The organism is Pseudomonas sp. FA-1 (genome assembly GCF_056856075.1).
In genome coordinates this window covers 394,954-412,532 of the sequence record NZ_JBWXTH010000002.1, presented here as the reverse complement: position 1 = coordinate 412,532, position 17,579 = coordinate 394,954, and the positions used below count along the sequence as shown (strand labels likewise).

Sequence of the window (17,579 nt, the reverse complement as noted above, 5' to 3'; positions counted from 1 at the left end):
GGATTTTTCGTGAGCAAATCGCTGCAAGCCATCCGTGGCATGAACGACATCCTGCCCGAGCAGTCGCCCCTGTGGCGCTACTTCGAGGGCACCGTGGCCGGCCTGCTGGACACCTACGGCTACAGCCAGATCCGCACGCCGATCGTCGAGTTCACCGAGCTGTTCAAGCGCTCCATCGGTGAAGTCACCGACATCGTCGAAAAAGAGATGTACACCTTCGAGGACCGCAACGGCGACTCGCTGACCCTGCGCCCCGAAGGCACCGCCGCCTGCGTGCGCGCCGTGCTCGAGCATGGCATCACCGGCAACGGCCAGGTGCAGAAGCTCTGGTACATCGGCCAGATGTTCCGCCACGAGCGCCCGCAGAAGGGCCGCTACCGCCAGTTCCACCAGATCGGCGTGGAAGTGTTCAACCTGGAAGGGCCCGATGTCGATGCCGAGCTGATCATGCTGACCTGGCGTCTGTGGGGCTTGCTCGGCATCCAGGACGCGGTCAAGCTCGAGCTCAACAGCCTGGGCACCAGCGAAGCCCGCGCGCGCTACCGTGACGCGCTGGTCGAGTTCCTCTCGGCTCGCCTCGAGCAACTGGACGAAGACAGCCAGCGCCGCCTCAAGAGCAACCCGCTGCGCATCCTCGACAGCAAGGACCAGGGCACCCAGGCGGTGCTGGTCGACGCACCGAAGCTCGAGGACTACCTGGACGAAGAATCCCGCGTGCACTTCGAGGGCCTCAAGGCCCGCCTGGATGCCGCCGGCATTCCGTTCGTGATCAACACCAAGCTGGTTCGTGGCCTGGACTACTACAGCAAGACCGTGTTCGAGTGGGTCACCGACAAGCTCGGGGCCCAGGGCACCGTCTGCGCCGGTGGCCGCTACGATGGCCTGGTCGAGCAGATGGGCGGCAAGCCGACTCCGGGCGTGGGCTTCGCCATGGGCATCGAGCGCCTGATCCTGCTGCTCGAGACCCTGGGCAAGGTGCCTGAGTCCATCAGCCGCCAGATCGATGTGTACCTGTGCGCCTTCGGCGAGCAGGCCGAGCTCGCTGGCCTGCGACTGTCCGAGACCCTGCGCGATCGCCTGCCGGGCCTGCGCCTGGCGGTCAACGCTGGTGGCGGCAGCTTCAAGAGCCAATTCAAGAAGGCCGACAAGAGCGGGGCGCTGTTCGCCCTGATCCTCGGCGACGACGAGCTCGCGCAGCGCGTGATCGGCGTCAAACCCCTGCGTGGCCAGGGCGAACAACAGAACATTGCCTGGGATGCTCTGGCCGAGCATCTGCAAGCCGCTTTCGCCCCGGCGTGAAGCGGACCAACCAGCCGAATTGCTGAAAAGGAGTATTGGGGTGTCGAGTACCGATGATGAAGGCCTGGCCGCAGCCAAGGACTGGTGGAACCGCAACGGCAAGCCGCTGCTGACCGGTGCCCTGCTGGCCGCCGCGGTGGTGATGGGCTGGCAGACCTGGCAGAAATACCAGACCAACCAGTCCCAGGGCGCCTCGGCCTTGTACCAGGCCCTGTTGGAAACCAGCCTGACGCCGAACGGCCAGCCCGACGCGGCCAAGGTCGCGGAGCTGTCCGGCAAGCTCAAGAGCGAGTTCGGTGGTTCGACCTACGCCCAGTACGGCAGCCTCTTCGTGGCCAAGGTCGCGGTCGAGAGCGGCAAGCTGGACGACGCCGCTGCTGAGCTCAAGGGCGTGATGGACAAGCCGGCCGATGCCACCCTGGGCGAGATCTCGCGCCAGCGCCTGGCCCGCGTCCTGGCTGCCCAGGACAAGGCCGAGGAAGCCCTGAAGCTGCTCGATGGCGATACCGACAAGGCCTTCCAGGCCAGCCGCGAAGAGCTCAAAGGCGACCTGCTGGTCCAGCTGGGTCGCGCCGACGATGCCCACGGCGCCTATGAAAAAGCCAAGGCCGCGCTGTCTGACGACGCCGCGATCGGTGGCCTGCAACTGAAGCTGGATGACCTGGCCAAAGGGGACGCCTGACGTGATCGGTTGGAAACAAGCAGCAGTGTTGACCCTGGCCGTACTGGCGGCAGGTTGCAGCAGCAACAGCAAGAAGGAACTGCCCCCGGCCGAACTGACCAAGTTCACCGAGGAAGTGGTGCTCAAGAAACAATGGAGCCGCTCGATCGGTGACGGCCAGGGCGAGACCTACAACACCCTGGTACCGGCCATCGAGAACGACCGCATCTATGCCTCGGACGTCAACGGCCGGGTCATGGCCCTGGACCGCATCAACGGCGACGTGGTGTGGAAGCAGGACCTGGACCTGCCGGTTTCCGGCGCTGTGGGCGTTGGCTACGGCCTGGTCATGCTCGGCACCCTCAAGGGTGAGGTGATCGCCCTGGATGCCAGCACCGGTGAAGAGCGCTGGCGTTCGCAGGTGACCAGCGAGGTGCTGGCACCGCCGGCCAACAATGGCGACGTAGTCGTGGTACAGACCCAGGACGATCGCCTGATCGGCCTGGATGCCGCGACCGGCGACCGCCTGTGGATCTACGAGAACACCCCGGCCGTACTGACCCTGCGGGGCACCGGCGCGCCGGTAGTGACCAACCGCCTGGCCGTTGCCGGCCTGTCTTCGGGCAAGGTGATCGCCGTGGATATCCGCAACGGCGTACCGGTGTGGGAAAGCCGTGTGGCCATCCCTCAGGGCCGGTCCGAGCTGGATCGCGTGGTCGATATCGACGGCGGCCTGCTGCTGTCCGGTGGCACGCTCTACGTGAGCACCTACCAGGGCCGCGTCGCTGGCCTGGACCTGGAAAGCGGCCGCGTGCTGTGGCAGCGCGATGCTTCGAGCTACGTGGGTGTCGCCCAGGGCTTCGGCAACGTCTATGTCAGCGAGGCGTCGGGCACCGTCGAGAGCATCGACGAGCGTTCGTCCACCGCGCTGTGGAGCAACGACAGCATGGCGCGCCGCCAGTTGTCGGCCCCGGAGGTGTTTTCCAGCTATGTGGCCGTGGGCGACTTCGAAGGCTACCTGCACCTGCTCAGCCAGGTCGATGGCCGTTTCGTCGGCCGTGAGAAGATCGACAGCGATGGCCTGCGCGCCCGGCCCCTGGTGGTCGGCGACACCATCTACGTCTTCGGCAACAGCGGCAAGCTCGAGGCATTGACCCTACGCTGAAGCTAAGCTTGGGGTCGCATTCGGTCCCGAGCGGCGGCGCATGATGCGCCGCACGAACTCCGGCCGCTGCCTTGCAGCGGCCTTTGCATTTTCAAGAATTCAAGAGTGGAGAGCCGCATGGTTCCCGTAATCGCCCTGGTGGGACGGCCGAACGTCGGCAAATCCACCATGTTCAACCGCCTGACCAAGACCCGCGATGCCATCGTCGGCGACCTGTCGGGCCTGACCCGTGACCGCCAGTATGGCGATGCCACCTGGCAGGGTCGCTCCTACATCCTGATCGACACCGGCGGTATCACCGGCGACGAAGTGGGCATGGACGAGAAAATGGCCGAGCAGTCGCTGATGGCTATCGAGGAAGCCGACTATGTCCTGTTCCTGGTAGACGCCCGCGCCGGCATGACCGCTGCCGACCAGATGATCGCCGAGCACCTGCGCAAGCGGAACAAGGAAGCCATCCTGGTCGCCAACAAGATCGACAATATCGATGCGGACGTAGCCCGCGCCGAGTTCTCGCCCTTGGGCATGGGCAACGCCATTCCGGTGGCCGGCTCCCAGGGCCGCGGCATCAATGCGCTGATGGAAGCCGTGCTCGGCCATATCCCGCGCGACAAGGTCGAGGAAGCCCTGGACGAGGAAGTCGCCGAAGGCGAGGAGGCCACGCGCATCCCCGGCCCGAGCGAGAAGGATGGCATCAAGATCGCCATCATCGGCCGCCCCAACGTCGGCAAGTCGACCCTGGTCAACCGCATGCTCGGCGAAGAGCGCGTGGTGGTGTACGACCAGCCGGGTACCACCCGCGACAGTATCTATATCCCGTTCGAACGTGACGACGAGAAGTACACCTTCATCGACACCGCCGGGGTGCGCAAGCGCGGCAAGATCCACGAGGAAGTCGAGAAGTTCTCGGTGGTCAAGACGCTGCAGGCGATCAAGGACGCCAACGTGGTGATCTTCGTCATGGACGCCCGCGAAGGCGTGGTCGACCATGACCTGAACCTGCTGGGCTTTGCCCTGGAAGCCGGCCGTGCCATCGTCATCGCCTTGAACAAGTGGGACGGCATGGAGCCGAGCGAGCGCGACTACGTCAAGACCGAGCTGGAACGCCGGCTGTTCTTCGTCGACTTCGCCGACATCCATTTCATCTCCGCCCTGCATGGTACGGGCGTGGGTCACCTGTACAAGTCGGTGCAGGCTGCATTCAAATCGGCCGTCACCCGCTGGCCGACCAGCCGCCTGACCCAGATCCTCGAGGACGCCATCAGCGAGCACCAGCCGCCAATGGTCAACGGTCGCCGGATCAAGCTGCGCTACGCCCACCTCGGTGGTGCGAACCCGCCACTGATCGTGATCCACGGCAACCAGACCGACAAGATCCCGCGTTCCTACTCGCGCTACCTGGAAAACACCTACCGCCGGGTGCTCAAGCTGGTCGGCACGCCGATCCGCATCGAGTACAAGGGCAGCGACAACCCGTTCGAGGGCAAGAAGAACACCCTCACCGACCGCCAGGTCAACAAGAAGCGCCGCCTGATGTCGCACCACAAGAAGGCCGAGAAGAAGCGCAAGGACAAGCGCAAGTAAGCCTAGCGCTCTGCTACAGACCAATCGCGGGACAAGCCCGCTCCCACAGGTTCACCGTCGCGCTCAAGCCGCGGTAAGTCTGTGGGAGCGGGCTTGTCCCGCGATTGGGCTACGTAGCAGCCCCATCTGGTTTCAACCTTTTTCCTGACCGCCCGATCCGCTATGCTCGGCCTCTACCCCGTGCCGAATGCAGTGTCCAGGAAAGAGGGCGTCATGATCCGCAGCAAATTGCCGAACGTCGGCACGACCATCTTCACCACCATGTCGCAGTTGGCCGTGCAGACCGGTGCGCTCAACCTCTCCCAGGGCTTCCCCGACTTCGACGCGCCCCAGGCGCTGCTCGATGCCGTCTGCCGCCATGTGCTGGCAGGGCACAACCAGTATTCGCCGATGACCGGCCTGCCGGCGTTGCGCCAGCAGGTGGCGGCCAAGATCGCCCGGCTCTATGGCGCCAAGGTCGATGCCGACCAGGAAGTGACCATCACTCCGGGGGCCACCGAGGCGATCTTCTGCGCCATCCAGGCGGTAATCCAGGCCGGCGACGAGGTGATCGTCTTCGACCCGTCCTATGACAGCTACGAGCCGTCCGTGGAGCTGGCCGGTGGCCGCTGCGTGCATGTGCAGCTCACCGACGGCGATTTTCGTATCGACTGGCAGAAATTCAGCGATGCCCTGACCCCGCGCACCCGCATGGTCATCCTCAACTCCCCACACAACCCCAGCGGCGCGCTGATCAGCCGCGAGGACTTGGACCAGCTGGCGCGGCTGATCGAAGGCCGGGATATCTACCTGGTCAGCGATGAGGTGTATGAGCACCTGGTCTACGACGGGGTGCGCCATGCCAGCGTGCTGGCCCATGAGCAGCTGTACTCACGGGCATTCGTGATCAGCTCGTTCGGCAAGACCTACCATGTCACCGGCTGGAAGACCGGCTACGTGGTGGCGCCCCCGGCGTTGAGCGCCGAGCTGCGCAAGGTCCACCAGTACGTCAACTTCTGTGGTGTGACGCCTTTGCAGTGCGCCCTGGCCGACTTCATGGCCGAGCACCCGGCGCACATCGACGAACTGCCAGGCTTCTACCAAGCCAAGCGCGACCTGTTCTGCGATTTGTTGCAGGGCTCGCGTTTCAATTTCACCCGCACGCCGGGCACCTATTTCCAATTGGTGGACTATTCGCAGATCCGCCCGGACCTGGGCGACGTCGAGATGTCCCTGTGGCTGACCCGTGAGCATGGCGTAGCCGCCATTCCGGTCTCGGTGTTCTACCAGCAACCCATTCCCGAGCAACGCCTGGTACGCCTGTGCTTTGCCAAACGCGAGGAGACGCTGCGTCAGGCAGCGGAAAGACTATGCGCGATCTGAGTGCACTGCCCAACCTGAAAATCGCCCTGGTGCAGACGACCTTGGCCTGGCACGACCGCGAGGCTAACTATGCCCACTTCGAGGAACTGCTGGCGCAGGCCGGCGATGCGGACCTGGTGATCCTCCCTGAAATGTTCACCACCGGCTTTTCCATGGAGTCCGAGCGTCTCGCCGAGCCGGAGAACGGGCCGACCTATAAATGGCTCAAGGCCCAGGCCAAGAAGCACGATACCGTGATCACCGGGAGTGTGATCATCCAGGCGGCCGATGGCAGCCACCGCAACCGCCTGCTCTGGGCCCGGCCCGATGGTGAGATCCTGCACTACGACAAGCGCCACCTGTTCCGCATGGCCGGCGAGCACAAACACTACACCCCGGGCGAGCGCCAAGTGCAGTTCGAGCTCAAGGGCTGGCGGGTGCGCCCGTTGATCTGCTACGACCTGCGCTTCCCGGTATGGAGCCGCGACGCCCAGGATACCGACCTGCTGCTGTATACCGCCAACTGGCCAGCCGCGCGTCGTCAGCACTGGAACCGGCTGTTGCCTGCGCGGGGCATCGAGAACCTGTGCTTCGTGGCGGCGGTGAACCGGGTGGGCACCGACGGCAAGGGCTTTGCCTATTCGGGCGACAGCCAGGTGCTGGACTTCCAGGGTGAGAGCCTGCTCAGCGCGGGCGAGGCCGACGGGGTGTTCACCGTGGTGTTGCGAGCGGCGGAGTTGGCCGCTTACCGGGCGCGGTTCCCGGCCAACCTGGATGCCGATACCTTCGAGTTGCATTGACCGACAATACCGGCCCTGTCGCGGGACAAGCCCGCTCCTACAGGTATCGCGCTGCCGCCATGGACTGCGTTGTACCTGTAGGAGCGGGCTTGTCCCGCGACAGGGCCAGTACGGCCTATATCAGTACACATCGCGCCGATACCGCCCATCCTCGATCAGCTGCTGGACCACTTCGCTCCCGAGAATGCCGTTGAGCGCCGCGTCCACACCGGCCGCCATGCCCTTCAAGCTGCCGCATACATAGATGCATGCCCCGTCGGCGACCCAGCGCTTGAGCGTCTCGGCCTGCTGCAGCACTACATCCTGCACATAGACCTTCTGCGCCTGGTCCCGCGAGAACGCCAGGTCCAGCCGCTGCAGGTCACCCTTGGCCAGCCATGCTTGCAGCTGGTCACCGCACAACAGGTCGTAGGCCCGGTTGCGCTCGCCGAACAGCAGCCAGTTGCGTTGTTCGCCCTCGGCGATGCGTGCCTTGAGCAAGCTGCGCAGGCCGGCCAGGCCCGTGCCGTTGCCGATCAGGATCATCGGCGCTGGCGCATCAGGCAGGCGGAAGCCGCTGTTGCGCCGTAGGCGCGCGCTGACGTTGCCATGCACAGGCAGGTATTCGGTCAGCCACCCCGAGCCCAGGCCCAAGGTGCCGTCAGGGTGCAGTTCCTGGCGTACGATCAGTTCCAGCACACCGTCGCTGGCAATCGAGGCAATGGAGTATTCCCGGGCCGTGATAGGGATCAGGGCATCGACCAAGGCCTGGGCATGCAGGCCTACCAGGTGTTCGCGGCTTCTGGGCAATTGCCGGCTGGCCAGGGCCTGCCCGAGGGGTTCGGTCAGGCCGTCGAGCTGGACGGGGGTAGCGGCATCCAGGCCCAGGCCGGCGAGCAGGGCATCAACGCGTGGCTGGCCATTGCGTGGCAGCACTTCCACCAGGTCGCCGGCTTCCCAGGGCTGAGGTGCCTGTGGTTGCAGGCCGAGCAGGTAGACCGGCGCGCCCTGGCTGCCAGGGTTGAGCAACGTTCGGTGGCGCAGGGTCCAGTTGCTGAAGCTCGGCGGTTGCCAGGCATCGATCGGCTGGGCGCCGGTCAGTTGTGCCAGCTCCCGCTGCCATTGTTGCAGTGCGCCTTGATCGGCGTTGTCCACTTCCACCGGGCTGAAGGCGCGGGTGGCGCCGCGTTCGGCCAGCCAGGCCTGGAGCCTGCGGCCGAAGCCGCAGAAGTGCGGATACTGGCGGTCGCCCAGGGCGAGTACCGCATAGCTGAGGTTGTCCAGCGCCCACGGCTGGCCCAGGGCCTTGCGCTCGAAGGCGCGCGCACTGTCGGGCGCTTCGCCGTCGCCGAAGGTGCTGACCACGAACAACGCTCGCCTGGCCTGGCGCAGCTCGGCCTCGCCCAGCTCGGCCAGCGGGCGCACTTGCACCGGCAGGCCGGCCGCCTGCAGTTGCCCGGCGCTCTGCCAGGCCAGCTGCTCGGCGAAACCGCTTTGGCTGGCGAAGCCGATCAGCCAGCTGTCAGTGGTCGTGGCAGTGGGCGTGACGCTGCCGCGGGCGGCCAGGACCTGGCGTTTCTTGCGGCGACGGTCGAGGTACAACAGCCAGCCAGTGACGAAGAACAGCGGCATGGTGAGGCTGGCAAGGGTGGCGATGATGCGCCCTGGCAGGCCGAAGTATTCGCCGACATGCAGGGCATAGACGCTCTGCAGCAGCTGGGCCTTGAAGGATTTGTCGGTGTAGCGGTCGTGGCGCTTCACCTGGCCGGTGGCAGGGTCCAGCACCAGCGTGTTGAACGCACGCGGGTGGTCGGCATTCTCCAGCAGGTAGAACAGATTGGCCGGCTGGCCGCCCGCCGGGGGCAGGCGAAGGTTGTACATGGCCAGGCCGGGGCCTGCGGCATCCTTGAGGTTGGCCCAGATCGCGTCGTAGTCGACCACCAATGGCGGAGCGTTCTTGTCCACTTTTGGTGGGCCGTGACGCCCGCGGCCTTCGCCACGTTTTTGCTGCTGCCCGGCGGCCGGCGCATCGGCCAACAGCTTGTTCAGGCCCTCGCGGTACCACTCGTAGGACCAGAACAGGCCGGTGAGGGCGAACAGCAGGTAGAACAGCAAACACCAGGTGCCGGCCACTGCGTGCAGGTCCCAATTGAAGGCGCGGCCTTTCTTGGCCCAGTCGAAGGTCAGCCAGGTGCGCCAGTTCAAAGCCTGGCGCGGCCAGCGCAGGTACAGGCCGGAGAGGCAGAAGAAGATCAGCATCAAGGTGCAGGCGCCGGTGATCTGCCGCCCGGTGTCACCCATGGCCAGGAAACGGTGCAGCTGCAACATCAGGTTGAAAAAGCCCAGCCCGGTCACTTCGCCCTTGAGCTCACCTGTGTATGGGTCGGCATAGCGCAGCTCGCCGCGGCGCTCCCCTGGCGGGGGCGTGAAGAAGATGCGTGCGGCATTGCCGTCGCGGGTATCGACCCACAGCATCGCCACCTTGTCGCCCTGGGCCGCCTCGACCCGGCGTACCAGCTCGGCCGGTGGCAGCACGCCTTCCTTGCGCACCTCTACCTTCAATGCGTGCGGGTTGAGCAGGCGCAACAGTTCGTCCTGGAACGAATAGAGCGCGCCGGTGATGCCCATCAGCGCCAGCACGAGGCCGGCGGTGATGCCAAAGAACCAGTGCAATTGGAACAGCGACTTCTTCACCACATCGATCACCTTGTCTTGGCGCCGGGCAGGGCGCGGCGTGCATTATGCCTTGGTACGCGAAAGCCCCGCACACCGGAATGGGCGGGGCTTTCGGTCAGCTTCCTCAGAAGTGGACGCTGGTGGTCAGCAGGGCAGTGCGACCTGCTGCCTGGTTGGCGAAGTGGGTGGAGTACGCCTTGTCGTAGTAGACCTCGTTGGTGAGGTTCTGCACGTTCAGTTGCAGGTCGATGTTCTTGGTCAGCTTGTAGGCCGCCATCGCGTCGTAGCGCACGTAGCTGTCGACCATGGTGGTGTTGGCAACGCTGCCGTACACGTCATCCACATAGAAGGCACCGCCACCGATTGTCAGCTTTGGCGTGACCGCGTAGGTGGTCCACAGGCTGGCGCTGTTGTTCGGGGTGTTTGGCAACTGGTTGCCATCATTGGCCTTGCCACGTGGGCCACCATCGATCTGTCGGGCTTCCATGTAGGTGTAGCCCGCGAATACTTGCCACTTGTCGGTGAGCTTGCCGCTGGCCGACAGCTCGATACCCTCGACGCGGGTTTCGCCAACGTTCTCGTAACTGGTGGTGTCGACCTGGACGCGGGCGTTTTCCTTTTCGGTCCGGAACAGGGCTGCTGCCAGGGACAGGCGCTCGTCAAGCAGGTCCCATTTGGTGCCGATCTCGTAGTTGGTGGTCTCTTCCGGCTCCAGGTCGCTGCTCAGAAGATTGCCGCCACGGTCCGCACTGCCGGGCAACTGATTACCTTCAACGCCTTCGCCGAGCATTGCTCCAGGCGGAGTAGCGGAAGTGGCATAGGAAACATAGATGCTACCGTTCTCAGCAGGTTTCCACACCAGACCTACCTGACCGGTGAAGAACTCGCTCTTGTCGCGGCCTTTATTCAGGCTACCGTCCTTGTTCACCGTGGTCGAACCATCAGCCTCGTAGCCACGGAACTTGGTATCGAAATGGTCATAGCGCAGGCCCAGATTCAGCAACCATTCAGGTGTCAGTTCCAGCGTGTCGAAGACATAGACTGCACGGGTTTTGCCGCTGGTCTTGGTGCCTTTGTAGTTGCGCTCGACGGTGCCCTCCCAGGCATCGTCCGGGTTCGGGTCACTCAGCGAGGTGCAGCTGCCGCCGTTGCTCGGTCCAGTGCAGGTAAGCTTGTTGTTTGGCGAGACCGTGTAACCTTGGCGGTCGGACTCTTCCTTGGTGAACTCGACACCAGTAGAGAAACTGTTCTTGAAGCCGCCGACGTAGAACTCGCCGAACAGGTCGGTCTGGTTGGTTGTGGTAGCGGTATTGCCTACCCGGGTATTGGCGCGGCGCCAGACACCGTTGTTGTTGACGTTGCCCGCGCTGTCGTCAGGCTGGGTCAAGACATAGTCCTGCATGCTGTTGCCATGGCGCAGGGTGTTCTTGATTGTCAGCGAGTCGGTCAGGTCGTGCTCGATGGCGATGGTGGCGATATCAGTGCGGGTCTTGCGGAAGTCGCGGTCGGTCAGGCCGTAGAAATTATCGCTGTCACCGCCGTCGGTGGGCTTGCTCGGGTGCGCCGATGTGCGTGCGTTGCTGCCTGCGCGTGGAATGCTGTATGGGATGCCCGAATCCGGCAGGTCGTCGCTTTCCAGGTGGTAGTAGTCGAGGTTCAACCGGGTCGGTGTGCCGAGGCCGAAGGCCAGCGAAGGTGCGATACCCCAGCGGTCATAGTTGACCTTGTCGCGGCCGGCGACGTTGCTTTCGTGGGTCATCAGGTTGAGACGACCGGCGACGGTGTCGCTGAACTGGTAGTTGCCATCGAAGGTGTAGCGCTGGGTCTGGTCGCTGCCCCAGGTCCAGGCGCCATCAAGCGAGTTGCCCAGGTGCGCGCGCTTGCTGACCAGGTTGATCGTGCCGCCTGCAGCACCACGGCCGCCGATGGCCGAATTCGGGCCCTTGGCCACTTCCACCGATTCGATGGCAAAGATCTCGCGGGTTTGTGCACCGGTGTCGCGTACACCGTCCAGGTAGGTGTCACCCTGGGCATCGAAACCACGAATAAATGGGCGGTCGCCCTGGGGGTTACCGCCTTCACCTGCGCCGAAGGTGATGCCCGGGACAGTACGCAGGGCATCTTGCAAGGTCAGGGCATTGGTGTCCTTGATGACTTGCTGTGGAATCACGGTGATCGAGCGGGGAGTGTCCACCAGCGGAGCGGTGTACTTCTGCGAGGAGGCTTTGTCGACCTTGTACTCGGTATTGGCCTGTTCTGCCTTGCCGTTGATGCTGGTGGCGTCCAGGGTGATGGCATTGCTGGCAGCAGGGTCTGCCGCATAGGCGGAAGTGGCGCTGATCGCCACGCCAATGGCAGAGGCAAGCAGACGAGGTGAACTCATAGCAGATGGCACGTGACGCATTTCGATGAACCTTCCCCAAGGTATGAACTGCGCGGATCTTAATGTAAGCAATTGTGACTAACAATTGAGAACAGTTAACATTCGTGAGGAATTTACAATCTTTACAATTTCTCTTTACGGTTTTAAGCAGCTGAAACGTCGGAAGCGGCGAGTGGGGCTTGTGGGGAGTAAAAGGTAATCAATATCATTGGCGACTTCCTCCTGCCAGGTGCCGCCGCCATGCTGCTTCACATCCCCGGTCTGTTCGACGCCGACGAGCTGTCTCGCATCCGCGTGGCGCTGGAGCAGGCCGACTGGGCCGACGGCAAGGTCACGGCGGGCTACCAGTCGGCCAAGGCCAAGCACAACCTGCAATTGCCCGAGGGGCATGCGCTGGCCAAGGAGATCGGCAGTGCCCTGATCGAGCGCCTGTGGCGCAACCCGCGGTTCATGTCCGCGGCCTTGCCGCACAAGGTGTTCCCGCCGCTGATCAATTGCTACCGCGAAGGCGGCAATTTCGATTTCCACATCGACAACGCCCTGCGTCAGCCCAAGGGCAGCCCAGAGCGGGTGCGCACCGACCTGTCCTCGACCTTGTTTCTCAGCGACCCCGGCAGCTACGACGGCGGTGAGCTGGTGATCCAGGACACCTTCGGCACGCAGCAGGTCAAGCTGGCGGCCGGGGACATGGTGCTGTACCCCGGTACCAGCCTGCACAAGGTCAACCCGGTGACACGAGGGGCCCGCTATGCGGCGTTCTTCTGGACCCAGAGCCTGGTGCGCGAGGACAGCCAGCGGGCGCTGCTGTTCGAGATGGACAATGCCATCCAGCAATTGACCGCCGACGTGCCCGACCACCCCTCGCTGCTGCAGCTGACAGGCACCTACCATAACCTGCTGCGTCGTTGGGCCGAGGTCTGAGCGGTGTCCTACCCGTTGCGCCGTGAGGAAGTGGTGGATGTCGCGAGCCTGCAGGCCATGCTCGAAGACAGCCCCGGCAAGGCTGCCCAGGCGATCCTGGCGGCAGCAGGGCAGGGCGTGGTGCAGGCCCAATTGTTGTTGGGGCAGATCCTGCTCGATGGGCGGGGCATCGAACGTGACCCTGCCCTGGCTCGTCAATGGTTTGGTATCGCCGCCCAGGCCGGCAGTGCCATGGCGCACAACATGCTGGGGCGATGCCTGGAACAGGGTTGGGGTGGGGCGAGCAACCTGGCGCAGGCGGCCATTCATTATGCCTGGGCAGCCGATGCCGGGTTGGACTGGGGCCTCTACAACCTGGGCAACCTGCTGGCCACCGGGCGCGGGGTGCCGGCCGACCAGGCCCAGGCATTGGCCTGTTACGAGAAGGCCGCGCAGCTGGGGCATGCCAAGTCGATGAACCTTTATGGGCGCTACCTGGAACAGGGCATTGCCACCGCAGCCAGCCCGGCACGGGCGGTTCGCTGGTATCGCCGGTCGGCCGAGGCGGGGGATTTCCGGGGCATGTTCAGCCTGGCGATGGTCCTCATCGAGCGAGGGCAGATGCATGAAGCCGGCCCTTGGCTGGAGCGTGCGCGTGTCGAGGGCAATCACAACTTTTTACGCAGTGCGTTGGCCACCTTGCTTGGCGCCGGGCCTTTGCTGGCTGAGCATGCGGCAGCCTATGCCGCTGAGTTGGAAACGCGCAAAGCGTGACTGGTCGGCCCAATCGCGGGACAAGCCCGCTCCCACAGGGGCGGTGCAATCCATCTGTTCTGCGGCCGCACTTGCCATGCAGGGAAGCCGCTCAGGCTTAATCCGCTGCCGGGAAGCATGGATCGTTGCCGCTCCTACATGGCAACTGAGGAAAACGACCATGCGCTTCATACAAGAACGCTCCTTTATCGCAACCTTCACCTCCGTGACGCCTGGCTATCTGGGCATACTCGATTCGGTCGAGGGTACTCCCGGGGAGCGCAAGAATGCCTGGCTGACCATTGGCTCCCCCAGCTGTGTCAAAGAGCAGCAGCGTTTCTGGTTCGGGTATTACGAGGGGCAGGACGCGGGATACCAGGTGCGGACAGTGATGTCCGGGGACGATAGCGCCCATCGCACTATCTGGGACCTGAGCTTCAACAAGTCGGTAGGGTACTACCAAAAGAGTGACAAGCCAGTCCTGTGGCGGGTGCGGGTCGAGGGGGCGAAGCTGCAGATGCCTGAAGTTCGCATCTACGAAGATGTCACGCTGGCCATGCCTGGGCAGGCGATGATGAGCGTGGCCAACCGGGCGCCATGGGATGAACACTATGTTGGGATCGGCAGGCCGAACACGCTGTACTTCAGGATGGATGTCCAGGAAACGAACGTGCCGGAGTTCGTGAACTTCGACCAATACCGACGCCGTTAAGCGGCACAATGAAAAACGGGGCCTTGCGGCCCCGTTCTGTTTTACAGGTAGTACGCCTTCAGCGGCGGGAAGCCGTTGAACTCCACCGCGCTGTAGCTGGTGGTGTAGGCGCCGGTGGACAGCCAGTACAGGCGGTCGCCGATGGCCAGGTTCAGCGGCAGGCCGTACTTGTAGTGCTCGTACATGATGTCGGCACTGTCGCAGGTGGGGCCGGCGATGACCACTTCTTCCATCTCGCCTTTCTTCTCGGTCCAGATCGGGAACTTGATGGCTTCGTCCATGGTTTCAATCAGGCCGGAGAACTTGCCCACGTCGGTGTAGACCCAGCGCTCCACCGCGGTACGCGACTTGCGCGCCACCAGCACCACTTCGCTGACCAGGATGCCGGCGTTGGCGATCAGCGAGCGGCCTGGCTCGAGGATGATTTCCGGCAGGTCGTCGCCGAAGTCTTCCTTGAGGAAGCGGATGATTTCTTCGGCGTAGGTTTCCAGGCTGTTGGTGCGGGTGATGTAGTTGGCCGGGAAGCCGCCGCCCATGTTGATCATCTTCAGCTCGATGCCGTCTTCATCCTTAAGGCGCTCGAAGATTACCTTCACCTTGGCGATGGCCGCGTCCCAGACGCTGATGTCGCGCTGCTGGGAGCCCACGTGGAACGACACGCCGTAGGGCACCAGGCCCAGGTCACGGGCGAGGATCAACAGGTCCATGGCCATGTCGGTCTGGCAGCCGAACTTGCGCGACAGCGGCCAGTCGGCGGTGGTCGAGCCTTCGGTCAGGATACGGACATAGACCTTCGAGCCCGGGGCAGCCTTGGCGATGTTGCGCAGGTCCGCTTCGGAGTCGGTGGCGTACAGGCGCACGCCCTTCTCGTAGAAGTAGCGGATGTCCTTGGACTTCTTGATGGTGTTGCCGTAGCTGATGCGGTCGGCGCTGACACCCTGGTTCATCACCTTGTCCAGCTCGTAGATCGAGGCGATGTCGAAGTTCGAGCCCTTGTCCTTGAGCAGGTCGATGATCTCGACCGCCGGGTTGGCCTTGACGGCGTAGTACACCTTGGCGAACTCGAAACCGGCGCGCAGGTCATCGTAGGCCTGGCTGATGATCTGGGTATCGATGAGTACGAACGGGGTTTCCTGCTTGTCGGCGAACGCCTTCATCTTCTGGAAGGTTTCGCGCGCGAAATAGTCTTCGACCTGGATCGACATGCTGAGGGACTCCATGGGCAAACTGAAAAGGTAAGTGGCAGCAAACTGAACGTCCTCCGTATCCCCACTTTGGTTCGCCTACTTCCCAAGGCATGTCGCCGAAAGCAAAAAGGTCAACCGTGCCCGTGAAGCGGAGCGGCGGGTGACCTTGCTGTCTCGTCGTCAGTACTTGAGCCGGATGGATCGTTTCCAGCATGGACGTTCGGCGCGCACTTTAGGGCGTGAACAAAGCAAGATCAACAGGCAATCCCGGCGTGTTGGCCGCGGATCGACGACCAGCTCATGGAATAACCGACTCATGTGACCGGCTGATGTTCCCCAAGGGTTGGAAGGCGTAAAAAATTGTGGAATGCAGGGTGATCGCCTGTTCGTGGGTAAACCCGATCTCACAAGGTTTTCAAGTTCCCCGTGGGAGCGGGTTCACCCGCGAAAAAGCCAGAGGTGTTCATATTTATGGCCACATCAATCTGGTACGTCGGTGCCTGTATCGACACATAAATTTTTTATTGCCGACTGACGGATTTGCTGTACTTGATGAGAAACATTACTATTCGCAGCCTTCTCCGCCTCCCTGATGACCCCCGACTGTGTCCGGACCCAAAGGCTTCCTCGACCACTACCACGAGCTGATCGGCACCTGGACGCGCAAGCTGCGCAGTCGCCCCCAGGCCGAGGACCTCGCCCATGATGCCTTCGTGCGGGTGTTGGAAAACCCACACCAGGCCGTCGAGCAGCCGCGCGCCTACCTGCACCAGACGGCTCGCAATATCGCAGTGGACGGTTACCGTCGTGATGACCGGCGCCAAGCCTTGGAGGAAGGGATGCTCGACGCCGGCCACCCAGGCAATGGCGACCCTGAAGCCTATGTGCATGCCCTGGAGTTGGCCGACTGCGTCGAGCGGGCCCTGGCCGAACTGCCGCTCAACTGCCGGCGGGTATTCGTCTGGCAGAAGCTCGAGGGGCTGAGCCAGGCCGAGATCGCCGAGCGCATGGGGTTGAGCAAGAACATGGTCGAAAAGTATATGATCCGCACGCTCCGGCATCTGCGTGAGCACCTGGATGTGTCGACCAGATGAGTCAGGAGACCCTTTGCATGAAACAGCCCGGCGCCGAGGACGTGCGCGAACAGGCCGCCGAATGGTTCGCCCGCATCAACGATGCGCCCACAGACAGCCGGCTGCAGGCGCAGTTGCAGCAATGGCTCGACGCCGACCCGCGTCACCGCGAGGAATACGATCTGCTTGGCCGATTATGGCAGGCCGCAGGCCAGGTTCCGCACGCGCGATTGCGAGCGCTGTGCGAGCCTGCCCCGGCCAGGCAGCTGCCGCGCCGGCGCTTTCTGCAACAGGCCCTGGCGGCCAGTGTGGGCGTTGCCGCCCTGGGGCTGGGCTGGCGCTGGCACTACCAGCGTGAGTATCACCGGCAGGACCTGCAGACGGCACTGGGCGAGCGCCGCCAGCTCGAGCTGCCGGATGGCTCGCGGCTCGAACTCAATGGCGGTACCCGCCTGGGCGTGCGTTTCGGCGCGGACCAGCGTCAGGTCGTGCTCGAGGCTGGCGAGGTGATGTTCAACGTCGCCCACGACAGCACGCGGCCATTCGTGGTCGAAACCGCCCAGGGCACGGTCACCGTGACCGGTACCCGCTTCGATGTACGCCTGGACCCTGGCCAGACCCGGGTGGCGGTCGAGCAGGGCGCCGTGCGGGTGCAGGGTACTTCGGGTTCGTTGGCGCAACTGACGGCGGGCCTGGGCTCGCACATCGGCGCGCAGGGGCAGGTGGCCGAACCCTATCCGGTGAATGCGACGGCCCTGACCGCCTGGCGCCAGGGCAAGCTGGTGTTCGACGATGCCACCCTGGCCGAGGTGGTCGCCGAAGTGTCCCGCTACCGGGCCCGGCCGTTGCGCGTGGCTCCGGGCAAAGTGGCAGGGCTCAGGCTGTCCAGCACCTTCAATATCGATGACACCGACGCCTTGCTGCGGGCCCTGCCAAGCATCCTGCCGGTGGCGATCAAGGCCCACCCTGACGGCTCCAGCGAAATTATTTCGAAATAGATTCAGGTTTTTTTCCGCTCGTTCGTCTTCCTCGCCAGCTGCAACTGCCAAGCATTTCCATTTGCGTG

General features: G+C 63.6%; 14 protein-coding genes. 11 read left to right on the top strand and 3 right to left on the bottom strand.

Translation table 11 applies throughout. From position 1 onward, the window contains the following. Positions 1-9: 9 nt before the first annotated feature. The 6 genes from hisS to AC1MHZ_RS05855 all read left to right on the top strand — a co-directional run bounded on the left by hisS (position 10) and on the right by AC1MHZ_RS05855 (position 6,850). On the top strand, positions 10-1,299 hold the full coding sequence (hisS, locus tag AC1MHZ_RS05880; protein WP_084854594.1) for a histidine--tRNA ligase: 1,290 nt from the start codon (positions 10-12) through the stop codon (positions 1,297-1,299). A gap of 40 nt (positions 1,300-1,339) precedes the next feature. Further along, complete coding sequence (locus AC1MHZ_RS05875; protein ID WP_482966130.1) at positions 1,340-1,981, top strand: tetratricopeptide repeat protein; 642 nt, start codon at positions 1,340-1,342, stop codon at positions 1,979-1,981. Between the two features lies 1 nt (position 1,982). Further along, the gene (gene bamB / locus AC1MHZ_RS05870) at positions 1,983-3,125 is read left to right on the top strand and encodes an outer membrane protein assembly factor BamB (protein ID WP_084854592.1); all 1,143 of its coding nucleotides are present in this window, start codon (positions 1,983-1,985) and stop codon (positions 3,123-3,125) included. A 117-nt stretch (positions 3,126-3,242) separates the two neighbouring features. Then, positions 3,243-4,709, top strand: a complete 1,467-nt coding sequence (gene der, locus AC1MHZ_RS05865; RefSeq protein ID WP_084854591.1) for a ribosome biogenesis GTPase Der — start codon at positions 3,243-3,245, stop codon at positions 4,707-4,709. A 213-nt stretch (positions 4,710-4,922) separates the two neighbouring features. Next, entirely contained in the window at positions 4,923-6,071 is a 1,149-nt protein-coding gene (locus tag AC1MHZ_RS05860) for a pyridoxal phosphate-dependent aminotransferase (protein ID WP_084854590.1), read from the top strand. Beyond that, the gene (locus tag AC1MHZ_RS05855; RefSeq protein ID WP_084854589.1) at positions 6,059-6,850 is read left to right on the top strand and encodes an amidohydrolase; all 792 of its coding nucleotides are present in this window, start codon (positions 6,059-6,061) and stop codon (positions 6,848-6,850) included. The genes AC1MHZ_RS05860 and AC1MHZ_RS05855 overlap by 13 nt, the downstream gene beginning before the upstream one ends. 120 nt (positions 6,851-6,970) lie before the next feature. Here the strand turns inward: AC1MHZ_RS05855 and AC1MHZ_RS05850 are convergent, their stop codons facing one another. Beyond that, a complete protein-coding gene (locus AC1MHZ_RS05850) occupies positions 6,971-9,526 on the bottom strand; it encodes a PepSY domain-containing protein (protein WP_482966129.1) in 2,556 nt (851 codons plus the stop codon). Between the two features lie 103 nt (positions 9,527-9,629). Next, the gene (locus tag AC1MHZ_RS05845; RefSeq protein ID WP_482966128.1) at positions 9,630-11,909 is read right to left on the bottom strand and encodes a TonB-dependent receptor; all 2,280 of its coding nucleotides are present in this window, start codon (positions 11,907-11,909) and stop codon (positions 9,630-9,632) included. 219 nt (positions 11,910-12,128) lie between these two features. Between AC1MHZ_RS05845 and AC1MHZ_RS05840 the strand changes: the two genes are divergently transcribed. The 3 genes from AC1MHZ_RS05840 (at position 12,129) to AC1MHZ_RS05830 (ending at position 14,253) form a co-directional block, all read left to right on the top strand. Next, positions 12,129-12,809 (top strand): Fe2+-dependent dioxygenase, encoded by a 681-nt coding sequence (locus AC1MHZ_RS05840; RefSeq protein WP_482966127.1) that lies wholly within the window; start codon positions 12,129-12,131, stop codon positions 12,807-12,809. A 3-nt stretch (positions 12,810-12,812) separates the two neighbouring features. Further along, on the top strand, positions 12,813-13,562 hold the full coding sequence (locus AC1MHZ_RS05835; RefSeq protein ID WP_482966126.1) for a tetratricopeptide repeat protein: 750 nt from the start codon (positions 12,813-12,815) through the stop codon (positions 13,560-13,562). A gap of 160 nt (positions 13,563-13,722) precedes the next feature. Beyond that, positions 13,723-14,253, top strand: a complete 531-nt coding sequence (locus AC1MHZ_RS05830; RefSeq protein ID WP_084854584.1) for a hypothetical protein — start codon at positions 13,723-13,725, stop codon at positions 14,251-14,253. A gap of 41 nt (positions 14,254-14,294) precedes the next feature. Here the strand turns inward: AC1MHZ_RS05830 and AC1MHZ_RS05825 are convergent, their stop codons facing one another. Then, on the bottom strand, positions 14,295-15,458 hold the full coding sequence (locus AC1MHZ_RS05825) for a type III PLP-dependent enzyme (protein WP_084854583.1): 1,164 nt from the start codon (positions 15,456-15,458) through the stop codon (positions 14,295-14,297). 587 nt (positions 15,459-16,045) lie between these two features. Here AC1MHZ_RS05825 and AC1MHZ_RS05820 point away from each other — a divergent pair. Both AC1MHZ_RS05820 and AC1MHZ_RS05815 read left to right on the top strand, forming a co-directional pair. Beyond that, positions 16,046-16,534 carry an RNA polymerase sigma factor gene (locus AC1MHZ_RS05820; RefSeq protein WP_324814654.1) on the top strand — a complete coding sequence of 163 codons (489 nt, stop codon included), beginning with the start codon at positions 16,046-16,048 and terminating at the stop codon, positions 16,532-16,534. 17 nt (positions 16,535-16,551) lie between these two features. After that, entirely contained in the window at positions 16,552-17,511 is a 960-nt protein-coding gene (locus AC1MHZ_RS05815; protein WP_482966125.1) for a FecR family protein, read from the top strand. Positions 17,512-17,579 lie beyond the last annotated feature (68 nt).